This window comes from Opitutaceae bacterium TAV5 (assembly GCA_000242935.3).
Classification (GTDB): Bacteria; Verrucomicrobiota; Verrucomicrobiia; order Opitutales; family Opitutaceae; genus Geminisphaera.
Window position 1 is genome coordinate 544,714 of record CP007053.1, and the last position, 11,870, is coordinate 556,583.

Annotated in this window: 8 protein-coding genes; 5 read left to right on the forward strand and 3 right to left on the reverse strand. The window is 65.3% G+C overall.

What is annotated here, in order from left to right:
- Nucleotides 1-73: 73 nt before the first annotated feature.
- Together OPIT5_02870 and OPIT5_02875 are read left to right on the forward strand one after the other, a co-directional pair.
- The gene (locus tag OPIT5_02870; protein ID AHF89362.1) at nt 74-3,649 is read left to right on the forward strand and encodes a transcription-repair coupling factor; all 3,576 of its coding nucleotides are present in this window, start codon (nt 74-76) and stop codon (nt 3,647-3,649) included.
- Entirely contained in the window at nt 3,646-4,716 is a 1,071-nt protein-coding gene (locus OPIT5_02875; GenBank protein ID AHF89363.1) for a peptidyl-prolyl cis-trans isomerase, read from the forward strand. The genes OPIT5_02870 and OPIT5_02875 overlap by 4 nt, the downstream gene beginning before the upstream one ends.
- Before the next feature lie 305 nt (nt 4,717-5,021).
- On the opposite strand, the gene OPIT5_02880 is transcribed toward OPIT5_02875, so the two are convergent.
- The 3 genes from OPIT5_02880 to OPIT5_02890 all read right to left on the reverse strand — a co-directional run bounded on the left by OPIT5_02880 (nt 5,022) and on the right by OPIT5_02890 (nt 9,948).
- Entirely contained in the window at nt 5,022-7,256 is a 2,235-nt protein-coding gene (locus OPIT5_02880; GenBank protein AHF89364.1) for a glycoside hydrolase family 35, read from the reverse strand.
- Between the two features lie 78 nt (nt 7,257-7,334).
- The gene (locus OPIT5_02885; GenBank protein ID AHF89365.1) at nt 7,335-8,663 is read right to left on the reverse strand and encodes an acyl-CoA thioesterase; all 1,329 of its coding nucleotides are present in this window, start codon (nt 8,661-8,663) and stop codon (nt 7,335-7,337) included.
- 94 nt (nt 8,664-8,757) lie between these two features.
- The gene (locus OPIT5_02890; protein AHF89366.1) at nt 8,758-9,948 is read right to left on the reverse strand and encodes a transcriptional regulator; all 1,191 of its coding nucleotides are present in this window, start codon (nt 9,946-9,948) and stop codon (nt 8,758-8,760) included.
- Nucleotides 9,949-10,040: 92 nt separating this feature from the next.
- Between OPIT5_02890 and OPIT5_02895 the strand changes: the two genes are divergently transcribed.
- The 3 genes from OPIT5_02895 (at nt 10,041) to OPIT5_02905 (ending at nt 11,859) form a co-directional block, all read left to right on the forward strand.
- The gene (locus OPIT5_02895; GenBank protein AHF89367.1) at nt 10,041-10,178 is read left to right on the forward strand and encodes a hypothetical protein; all 138 of its coding nucleotides are present in this window, start codon (nt 10,041-10,043) and stop codon (nt 10,176-10,178) included.
- Between the two features lie 170 nt (nt 10,179-10,348).
- Nucleotides 10,349-11,083, forward strand: coding sequence for a glycosyltransferase family 1 (locus tag OPIT5_02900; protein AHF89368.1), 735 nt, complete (start codon nt 10,349-10,351; stop codon nt 11,081-11,083).
- Between the two features lie 95 nt (nt 11,084-11,178).
- Nucleotides 11,179-11,859, forward strand: a complete 681-nt coding sequence (locus tag OPIT5_02905; protein AHF89369.1) for a type II secretion protein — start codon at nt 11,179-11,181, stop codon at nt 11,857-11,859.
- Nucleotides 11,860-11,870 lie beyond the last annotated feature (11 nt).

Genomic DNA, 11,870 nt, shown 5'->3' on the forward strand with positions numbered 1-11,870 from the left:
CCCGCTCTCCTTGCCAAGCGCGCGCCATCATCCGGTTTGCCTTTCCGACCCGACAGCGTTCCGCTGAGGTTCCATGTCCGCACCCACCGTTCCGCCAGGCGTCAAACACACGGGAGTCTGTCCGTCCGCCCGGGGAGCCGTGATCGCGCACATCGTCCGCACGACGCCTGCTCCCGTCTGGCTCGTCGTGGCGCCCGATCTCAAACTCGCGGAGCAACTCGCCGACGACACCGCGTTTTTCCACGCCCTGCCGCCGCTCGTCCCGCCGTTTCCCGCCTCCCCTCCCCCCCTCCTCCCCCAATCGAAAATCGGGAATCGGGAATCGAAAATTCCGCCGCCGTCCCCGCCTGCCGTCCTCGTTTTCCCCGAGTCCCTCGCCACCGGCTCCGGGGATATGGGCGAAGCGTTCGCCGCCTCGGCCGACCGGCAAACCGTGCTCTCGCGTCTCCGCGCCCTCCGGAAAACCGCCGCGCGCACCCGCCCGGCCTCTCCTCCTCTCCTGCTTTTCACCACGCCCGCCGGCCTCCTGCAATCCGTTCCCGCCCTCGAGGAATACGCCTCGCACGAACTCACGCTCTCCAAAGGCGCCACCGTCCCCTTCCAGGAGCTTCTGCAAAAACTCCAGGCGCTCGACTACGACAGCGAAGCCGTCTGCGAATCGCCCGGCCACTACGCCATTCGCGGCGGCATCATCGACGTCTACCCCGTCACCGCCACGCAGCCCTACCGGCTCGATTTTTTCGGCGACGAACTCGAGGACATCCGCGCCTACGATCCCGTCACCCAACGCTCCGACGCCTCCGTCAACGAAATCACCATCGCCGCCTCGCCCCGCCTCAAGCTCGGCCTCTCGCGCACCGGCCTCGCCGAATACCTCGGCCCCGCCACGCAACTCGTCCTCGTCGAGCCCTCCCTGCTCGACGGGAAATTCAGCGCCTTGCCCGACGACGCCCGCGCCCGGCTCAACCCGCTTCTCGCCCGCTGCGCCGCCCTGCACGGCGTCGCGGATCTCGACGAGGCCGCCGCTCTCTTCGACCGCGAGGACAACCCGCCGGCCGAAATCACCTGGGACCTCGAAAGCCTCCGGCATCATCGCCGCTATCCCTCCGACGACCTCATCGCCCAGGACCGCCTCGCGGCCGAAGAGCAGGCGCGCGACGAATTTTTCACGCAGCTCGGCCTCTGGCGCGACGCCGGCTGCACACTCGTCTGCGCCCTTTCGAAGGAAGGCGAGGAGCAGCGCGCCCGCGAACTCCTCGGCCAGCATCCCGCCTTCCGGAAGCGGCTGCCGCATTTCGCCACCGGCACCGCCACCGAAGGTTTTCTCCACAAGTCCCATCCCTCCCCTGTCTCCCCTCCTCCCCCCTCCCCTGCCGGCTTCGGCTTCGTCCTCGTCACCGAGACCGAACTCTTCGGCCGCCACCGCGCGCGCCGCACCACCGGCTCGCATCGCCGGCTCGTACAGCAGCGCGCCCAGGTGGACCAGTTGCTCGACTTCAGCGAACTCGTCGAAGGCGATTTCGTCGTCCACCTCCAGCACGGCATCGCCGTCTATCGCGGACTCACGAAAATCGACGTCAACGAAGGCGTCCGCGAAGTCATCTCGCTCGAATTCGACGAAGGCGTCACCCTCCACGTCCCGCTCCAGGAATCGCATCTCATCAGCCGCTATGTCGGCCTGAGCAAGACCCGTCCGCAACTCGGCAAGATCGGCTCCAACCGCTGGGAAAAAACGCGCCGCGCCGCCGAGCATGCCACGCTCGACCTCGCCGCCGACCTCCTCCGCCTCCAGGCCGCCCGCGAGGCGCAGCCCGGCCACGCCTTCGACCCCGACAACGACTGGCAGAAGGAATTCGAGGCCTCCTTCCCCTTCACCGAAACCCGCGACCAGCTCCGCGCCATCGAGGAAACCAAGGCCGACATGGAACGCCCCCGGCCGATGGACCGCCTCATCTGCGGCGACGTCGGTTTCGGCAAGACCGAGGTGGCGATCCGCGCCGCCTTCAAGGCCGTGCAGGGCGGCCGCCAGGTCGCCCTCCTCGTGCCGACCACCGTCCTCGCGCAACAGCACCTGAACACCTTTCGCGAGCGCATGGCCGGCTACCCCGTCGTCGTCGAGATGATCAGCCGTTTCCGCACGCGGGGCGAAGTCAACCGCATCGTCGCCGCCACCGCCGCCGGCCAGGTGGACATCCTCATCGGCACCCATCGCATCCTCAACAAGGACGTCTCGTTCAAAAATCTCGGCCTCGTCATCATCGACGAGGAGCAACGCTTCGGCGTGAAACACAAGGAGCGCCTCAAGAACCTGCGCGCCACCGTGGACGTCCTCAGCATGAGCGCCACGCCCATCCCGCGCACGCTCTACATGGCCATGACCGGCGCGCGCGACATGAGCGTCATCGAAACCGCGCCCGTCAACCGCCACCCCATCGAGACCATCGTCAAGACCTACGACGACAAGATCGTCGTCGATGCCATCCGCCGCGAAATCGCGCGCGGCGGCCAGGTTTTTTACCTGCACAATCGCGTGCAGACCATCGACCTCGTCGCCGCCAACCTCGCCCGCCTGCTGCCCGACGTATCCATCGGCGTCGGACACGGCCAGATGGACGAGCACGACCTCGAACGCCGCATGACCGAGTTTGTCGCGGGCGAGTTTCAGGTGCTCGTCTGCACCACGATCATCGAGACCGGCCTCGATATCGCCAACTGCAACACCATCATCATCGAAGGCGCCGACCGCTTCGGCCTCTCGCAACTCTACCAGTTGCGCGGCCGCGTCGGCCGTTTCAAGCACCAGGCCTACGCCTGGCTCCTGCTCCACCGCCACACGCGCCTCGTCGATGTGGCCCGCGAGCGCCTCAACGCCCTGCGCGCGCACAACCAGCTCGGCGCCGGTTTCCGCATCGCCATGCGCGATCTCGAACTGCGCGGCGCCGGCAACCTCCTCGGCGCCCAGCAAAGCGGCCACATTGTCGGCGTCGGTTTCGAGCTCTATTGCCAGCTCCTGCGCCAGTCCGTTTCCCGGCTCAAGGGCGAAAAAACCGCCGCCCGCCACCGCGCCAACGTGAAACTCGACTTCGTCTTCGTCGGCGAAAGCGAAGCGGGCGATCGCCCCCTCCGTGGCGCGGGCGTCCCGCCCGCTCCGGAATCCGGACTTTCAAACCCCGAATTTCAGATCCCGACGTCCGCCTCCCACGCCACCTCCTACACCGCGATCAAGGCCGCCGAAGCCGCCGCCGCCGGAGCCGTCCCCGTCGAGCCGATCCAGGCCCGCCTGCCGCATTCATGGATCGGCGAGACGCGGCTGCGCATCGACTTCTACCGCCGCCTCGCCCTCGCCGGCACGCCCGACCAGCTCCGGCAGATCGAAGCCGACCTGCGCGACCGCTTCGGCGAGTACGGCGAACCCGTCCGCGCCCTCCTCCTCGTCACCGAAATCCGCATCCGGGCAGAAGAAAAAGGCCTCATCCTCGTCGAAACCCAGGGCTCCGTGCTCAAATGCGTGCGGGCCGGCAGCGGTCCCGGCCGCCCCGGCGAGTTCGTCCAGCTCGGCACGCGCTTTCCACGATTGACCGCTCCCAGGCCCCTCCTACGTTTGCGCGAAATACTGACATTTCTGCAAAACCTTCCCGCCACCACATGACCGGCCGCCGTTTCCTTCCTGCATTTGCCCTCCTCGCCTTGCTCTCTCCGGCCGCGTCCCCCGTCCTGCTCGCGCAGGCAGTCGCCACCCCTCCCGCTCCGCTCGGGCCTTCGGCCGCCGCGCCGGCGGCCACGCCGGCCCCCGCCTCCGAAGACGACGGCCTCAACCTGCGTTTCGCCAACGGCATTGTCGCCGTGGTCGAGGACCGGGTCATCACCGTGGACGACGTCCGCCGCGAGCTCGCGCCCATCCTCCAGCAGATCCGCATGGAGTCAGCCAATCTGAAGCAATTCCAGGACAAGGTCGAAGTCGTGCAGGACCAGATCATTCACAGCCTCATCGACCGCGTTCTCATCGTTAAGGATTTTTACAAGGACGGCCGTCGCCACATCCCCGCGAGCTACATCGACAACGCCCTTGCCGAGAACCTCACCAAACAATTCGACGGCGATCGCGCCCGCTTCCTTTCCTTCCTGCGCGCCCGCGGCCTCACCCTTCGCGACTACCGCAAGGAAGTCGAGGAGGACATCGTTTACGGCTACATGCGCAGCCAGCAGCGCAAGAGCCAGAGCGTTGTCAGCCCGGCCCGTGTGGAGGAGTATTACAAGCAGAACGAAAAACGCTTTTACCAGGAAGAGGGCGTCCACCTGCGCATGATCCAGCTCAACCGCGAGAAGGACGAAACCGACGACCAGCTCATCGGTCGCGCCAACGATATCCTTGCCAAGCTCAAGGCCGGCGAATCCTTCGAAGAGCTCGCCAAGGCCTATACCCAGGACTCGCGCAAGGCGCGTGGCGGCGACTGGGGATGGCGCAGCAAGAACGATCTCGCCGCCGAGTTCAGCGAACCGCTCTTTGCCCTGAAAAAAGGAGAGGCCACCGCCCCCATTCTCCAGGGCAATTCCTGCTTCATCCTTTATGCCGAGGATCGCCGCGCCGCCGGCGTGCCTGCCATCGACGAAGTCCGCGACCAGATCGAACGCGAGCTCGTGACCGAGATGGCCCGCAGTTCGGAGGAAAAGTGGCTCCAGAAACTGCGCCGGTCCGCGTACATCAAGCTGTACTGAGCAAGTGGCGCGGGCGTCCCGCCCGCAACGTGGCATGGGCATCCTGCCCATGATTCCGGCGTGGCACGGGCTTCCAGCCCGTGGACGTTGCCTCTCCGCGTGGCACGGGCATCCTTGCCCGTGGACGGCGCGCAGCGCCGCAAAGTGGCATGGGCTTCCAGCCCATGATTCCGGGGAGGCGCGGGCATCCCTGCCCGCGCCTCCCGCGCCACTTCTGCCGGGAGGCAACGCTCACGGGCAAGATGCCCGTGCCACTCCGGCACACGGCCAGGATGGCCGTGCCACGCGCGGGCGTCCCGCCCGCATCACTCCCGGCGCACCAGGCGCACCGTCGCCGGATCGCCGCCGAGCTCTTCAAACAGCACCAGCGTATCCGGCCCCCCGTCCGTGCGCAGCCAGTCGTCGGGCACATGGTAATAACGCTGCGTCGGCCCGCTCGAAGGCGCGGCAGTGAGGCTGCCCTTCATCCACGCCATCCACGGACCCATCGGATCGGTGTCGGCCAACAGCCAGTAACGGCCGATGCAATGACCGTTGATCCACGCCATGCCCTTGCCCATGCCGCCGAGATCCAGCGCCCACGGACCGTGACCTTTCGGCCGGGTAAACGTCGTGCGCCACCACCTCAACGGACGCCGCGCTCCGCGTCCGGTCGCCGCCTTCGCCGTTTTCCACGCGAGCAGACTGCCTGCCGCCGGATCGGCGAACCCGCAACGCTCACCGAGCAGACCGGGCTGGTGACGCCACTCACCCTCGAGCTTTTTTCCATTCCAGAAAACCGGCGCCCACAGGCCCTTCTTTTCCAGAGCCATGTTTTCGTAACCGATCATCCAGTCTCCCTTGATCAGTCCGAGCGCGCAGCAGAGCAGCGAGAGGCGATGCTTGCCCGGTGTGATGCGCAGCGCCTTCAGATCGAGCTCAAAGGTCTGCGTAAAAAGCCCGGCATCCATCTTGCCTCGACGCTCGCGCAACGGTGTCGGCGTGGTGGCGACGAACGTGCCATCGATGAAGACGTGAACGATGTCGGCCACGCGGGTGAGGCGGAGAGTGTTTACGGTATTCGCAGGGACTTCGCTTGCGAGGCCCGCGATGGAGGGGCGACGTCCCCGTCGCCCGACGCGCGCCAGCGCGCCTCTTTCCAACCCGGCGGGACTGCCGTCCCGTCCGGCGACGAGGACGTCGCCGCTCCCCTCCACGACAATCGCGGTCTCGTACCAGCAATAATCCGTTTCGTCCTTCGTCAGCAAAAGCTGTTCGAGCGGCTTGCGCGCCGTCACCGCCGATTGCGCCTCCGCCGGCCACGCCGCCGGCAACGGCTCGGCGCGCCAGCCCCAAGGCGCGAAGCGCACGCCGGAGGCCTTCCAGGTGCGGCGAACCGGCGCCACGCGAGCGGATGAATCGTAGAGCACCTCGCCGTTCTTCCCGACGATCCGAACGGTCCGGGCGACGTCGTCGCACCAAAATGTCAAACCTGACGAATACTGAAATTTCAGTAGGCCGTTCCGTTCACCGGTAATCGCCCGCGGTCGCTCGCTGGCCAGGATTTTATCAGCGCACGCCGCCAGTGCCTTGTTCAACCGGGCAAGATGTCGGGCCTTCGTGGTGGGCAACCCGTATTCGTCGAGCGGCCCGCCGAATTCGTACGCAGTCGTCAGCAGGTACATGCCGTCGCGCCCGAAGTTGGTGCCGCCGTGCCACAGAAAATAGTTCACGCCACTGCCGCCCGCCGCGAAAAACCGGGCGGTGGCATAGGCCAGCTCCTCCGGTTCGCGTTTCGGCAGCACGCCGCCCCACGTCTGATACCACCCCGCCCAGTTCTCCGTCCAGAGGGCGGGTTGTTCCGGGTGCTCCCGGAAATGTTGCCCGATGATTTCGTGCGCGCGGAAGGCATTCAGGGTTTCCAGCGAATCGCCCGCGCTCGCCACGGCGTCTTTCTCGCCCGCTTCGGCGGCGCGGCCGGCGGCGCACGTCACCCACGGAATGCCGAGCCCGAGCGATTGCGCCAGTTCCACGGACCAGCGCAGGTAACGCCGCCCGTCCTCGCCGTAGGTGGCGGCGATGTTGTCGTATTCGTTCTCGATCTGCGCGAGGATGACGGGACCGCCGTTGGGCGCGCAGAGCGGACGGATCACCTCGGCCACAAGCCGCACCCAGCGGGCCTTCTCGCGCTTGAACGCCTCGTTGTCCGTCCGCATCCGGATGTCCGGCACATCGCGCAACCAGCCGGGAAGGCCGCCGTAATTGGTCTCGGCGCAGATGTAGGGGCCGATGCGCAGGATCACATTCAACCCTTCGGCCTGGGCGAGACGGCAAAAGCGAACGAGGTCGAGCCGTCCTGAAAAATCAAGTACGCCGCGCCGGCGCTCGTGGAGATTCCAGAAAATGTAGGTCTCGACGGTGTTGAGCCCCGACTGCCGCATGTGCCGCAGGATGCGCGGCCACATGGCCGGCGTGCTGCGCGGATAGTGGACGGCGCCGCTCAAAACGAGCGTGCGCCTGCCGTCGAGTAGAAGGGCGCGATGGTCAAAAGAAACGGTCATAAAGATGGAATAAAAGCGTGGTGCGGGCGTCCCGCCCGCATCCGGTTCCAATACGGGCGGGACGGCAGCGCCACAGGATCAGCGTGAGGCCTCCTTCAGAAGGAAGCCGCAAAGGTACAGATTGTTCTGCGCAAACACCTCCGGATTTTTGGGTGCGTAGCCGCGCTTTTTCAGCATCGCGGTCTTGTCGATCGGCTCGACGCCGGCCTCGAGCAACTCCACGCGCAGCGTGTGCGTGCCGGGTTTCAGTTGTCGCGGGAACCACCATGCCGACAACCGGTAGTGGCCTTCCACGCTGAACGAATCGAAAAACGTCCCGCTTGCCGGCGGCAGGTCGTCCACCGTCACGCGGAAGCGTCCGTTGTCGGGTCCCTTCATGCCGAGCAGGCCGACCGTGGTGCCCTCGAATGTCATCGTGGCGGCCGCGCCTGGACGGGTTGCGATCCAGAGCGGCGGTGTGAGATTGGCCGGTTGCCAGGCGGTGCGTTTGTCGCCCGCTGCCGGCGTCACCTGCTCCCACGCGCCGGTGCGCTCCGCCTGCCCGACAAGCGCAATGCCGGCGCGCTCCCACGGTGCGGCGGTCAACGGCGCGGGCAACGCATGCGCGGCCGGGCGCGCTGATGCCGCGTTCAGCATCTCTGTCAGCGCCGGCCGGATCACCGAAAAATACACATGGTGCCCCGCCGGCAACGGATGGACGCCGTCTCCGGTGAAGACGAGCTTCCCGTCCTTGTCGCGGCCTTCGCCATCGAGTCCTTGCGATGGCCCGCGCATCACGAGCTGGCCGGCCCTGGCAAGCCGCGCCACCTCCACGCCGAGGTGGATCGACGGGATGCCGTAATGCGCCGCCACTTCATCCATCGCGCGCGCGGTGGCCGAGCTGCGTCCGGCTTCGTAATCGGCAAGCTGGCCCTGGTTGACCGTGTAGACGAAACAGATATCGGTGCCGGGATTTGCGCGCCAAGTCTGGCGGACGATGCCCTCCGTCGTTTCCCGGATCAGTTCCGCCGGCCGGCCGTCGTTGTTGACCGCAAATTCCACAAACAGCAGGTCGGGTCTGCGGTCGATCACCTGTGTATCCACCCGGCACGCACCGAACACCGAATCCGTACCGGGGATTGCCGCAAAAATCTCCTCCACGTTTGCGCGCGGAAATTCGCGTTTCAGGAAATCGGTCGTGAGCACGCGCCAGCCGCCGGCCGCCGTGATGCTCCCTCCCAGATACGCCACACGCACGGTTTCTCCGACGTTCGCCTTCGCGGCGACATTCGGCAGTCCGCCGCGGAAATCGGACAGTCCGTCGGGCTGCGCCGCGATTGCGGATGCGCCCGCCATCACGGCCGCAATGGCCAAACCGGCAGAGCCGGTGGACCGGGAGCAGGGCAAGAGACACAACAGGGTTTTCATCGGAGAATCGGAAAAATTCGGCAGGAGGGAGGGAAAAAGGGGAGCCGGAGAAGAGGGCGGGACAGGAGGGAGAGGACGGGGTGCGTATCGCGGTTCAGGCTTTCGCCCCTGGCACCCGTGCTTTCGGCGGCGGACGCAGGCAGGCACACGAACTGCGTTTTACAAAATCGGGCGGAATCATCACCTCGCGGCTGCCCGATCGCGAACCGGAAGCCGTGTCGCCACCGCCGCGCGAGCCGAGCAGCACGGCGAGTTGCGTGAGCGTCTGCACCACGCGGCCGATGTGCACGTCGAACGTCGTCAGCGGGGGATCGAGTTCCGCCGTCACCGGCAGATTGTCGTGCCCCACCAGGCTGAAATCCGCCGGCAGGGACAGTCCGGCATCGAGCGCGGCCCTCCGCCCGCCGATTGCCAGCCAGTCCGACGCAAATACCATCGCCGAGGGGCGTTCCCCGGCCACCGTCCGCCGCAACAGCGGCAGCAGCGCCTCCCGGGCCCCCTCCTGGTTGCAGGCCGCTGCCGGCAACGTGAACATCCAGTCCCTCCGTTCCTCCAGGTTAAATTCGCCCAGCGCCGCCGGAAACGCTTCCGCGTATTCGCGAAAATACAACTCTTCCGCCGGTCCCGTCATCAGCCCGATCCGCTGGTGTCCGAGCGCCGCGAGGTATTGCACGGCCTGGCTGCAACTCTGCCCCGCATCCACCAGCACGCTCACCTGGTCGGCAAAGGGCGAACGCTTGTCGAAGAGCACCGCGGGAACGCCGCGCTCGTGCGCCACGGCGAACGACGATTCTGCGAAGTGCCCGTAAAAAATCCCCACGTCCACTTCCAGCGCCTGGGCGCGCAGGTCGGCGTCGTTCTGGTAATAAAACACCTTCAGGTCCACGCCACGGGTTCCGAGCGTGCCGCGCAGCCGCTCGATCAGGTTGAGCGCGTTCGGGTTGATGTCGCGCGACGGACCGTAATAGGGCGCGAAAAAGAGCCCCGCCACCATCGACGGGCGCGCCTTCAGCTGACGCGCCGCGCTGTTGGGCGTGTAGCGGTGCTCCCGGGCCGCTTCCAGCACCCGCTGGCGCGTGCTCGCGCTCACGCCGGGACGGTTGTTGAGCGCACGCGACACGCTGACCATGCTCAGCCCGAGGAGACGCGACAGCTCCTTCAGGTCCACCGTGGCCGTCCCGGCGCCCGGGCCGGAAGCCTCTCCCGGGGCGATGGGATTCGCCACTCCCGCCGTGCCACCGAAAAGCGAATCAGGAATCTCAACGCTGCTCATGAATGCAGTCATAACGCGCAACAATCGGGAGGACTCAAGGATGCGATTGGCCTGTTCTTGCCGGACCGGACACACGTCCACACTCCCCCGGCCGACGCAGGAAAATGCCGCAGCCCCGTTTCCCGATCCGGGAAAAGCCGGCTGCACCCGGACTCACAACCGGCACACCGGGCGCGGCCCGCAATCGAATGAATTTCGTCTTTGGAATGGAGTTTCTGGAAGTCATCAAGATAAACGATTAAAATTTGTTTTTCGAAAAGGCCGCAAGGCGATCTCATAGGAACAAAAGCACGAACAAAAAGCAGAACGAATTTGTGAACGCTCTTTTTTCGTTTGACAACGATAATCGTTTTAACCTTTCATTGCGGTGTCATTTTTTCCCCTTCATTCGCCTCACTCGAATCCAAGCATCATGAAAAACTCCACGCATACTCTCGGCCGGGTTCTGCTCGCCGCCGTTTCGTTCGCACTCGCCAGCACGGTTGCCTCCGCCGCCGGCATCGATCTTGCCTCGACCGCGGATACCTATGTCCGCTCCGATCAAGGGAACACCAACAAGAATGCCGAATCCGAACTCTGGGTCGGCCACCTGGCCACTCCGGTTCAGTTCCGGACTCTCCTGACCTTCGATCTTTCGGCCATCCCGGAAAACGCCGTCATCAATTCCGTCTCCCTCACTCTCCAGCAGGTGGTCGAGGACGGCAGCAGCACGATCGGATCCATCACCGTCAACCTGTACCTCGCCGACCCGTTCACCGAATCCACGGCCACCTGGAACAACACGCAGAGCGGCGCCCCCGGCTCCACCGTGCTTTCTTCTTCCGCTGTCAGCCTCCGCCCAAGCCAGGGATCGGGCTCGTACGGGCTTCCCGCCAGCGTCACATGGTCCTCATCGGCAGCCTTCGTTGATGCCGTGCAGACGGCCTACAACGCAGGTACCTCGATCAGCTTCCTCCTTGCCGATGCCGACGAGAGCGATACCGTCCGCCAGCTCCTCAAATTTGCCAGCCGGGAAAATACCGCCCTCGTGCCGAAACTCACCATCGACTACACCGTCACGCCCATCCCCGAACCCGCCACCGTAGCCATGCTTCTCGGGGCCGGCATGTTCGGGGTCGCGGTTGCCCTCCGCTGCCGTCGCGCCTGAATCCCGCCGGCCTTCTCCTCCGGCCGCCGCATTGTTGCCAGGAAATGCGACGGCCTCTTTCTCCCCCTGCCACCACGCTCCCCGTTTTCCCCATCATGAACACCTGCCCGCTGTATCGAATTCGCAAACACCACCGCTCCGCTTTCACCCTGATCGAACTTCTCACGGTCATTGCCATTATCGGCATTCTCGCGGCCATCATCATTCCCACGGTCGGCAAGGTGCGCGACACCGCCCGTTCCGCCCAATGCCTCGGCAACCTCCGCCAGATCGGGGCCGCCGCACGCCTCTACATCGAGGACAACAAGGGCATGACGCCGCCGCTTGGTTATCTGTTTTACAAAAAACTCTGGCCCTATGCCTACAACCCGGAACAGGTCGATTCCATTAACGTCACAGGGGCAGAACTGCCGGGAGCGCCCATTGCCGGCACCATCTTCGAATGCCCCAAAGCGCATGCGGACTCCGCTCCCGATATCACCACCATCCGCAGCTATGGAGTCAACGACCAGCTGGCTCCCGGTGCCAGCTCAACAAAGAACACCGAAGGTATCAACATCAACCTGGTTACCACGCCTTCGCTCGCCGCATTTTTCGGAGATGTAAAAAACTCCAGCGCCTTGCACCCTAACCCCAATACCTGCAACGGACGCCATAACGACAAAATGAACGTCGTCTTTGTCGACGGCCATGCCGCCGCCGTCACCCTCACGACCGAAATCACCGATCCCGGCAGCTGGAACACCAATCCGTTCTGGATCGGCATCCAGCGCTGAGCTTCAAACCA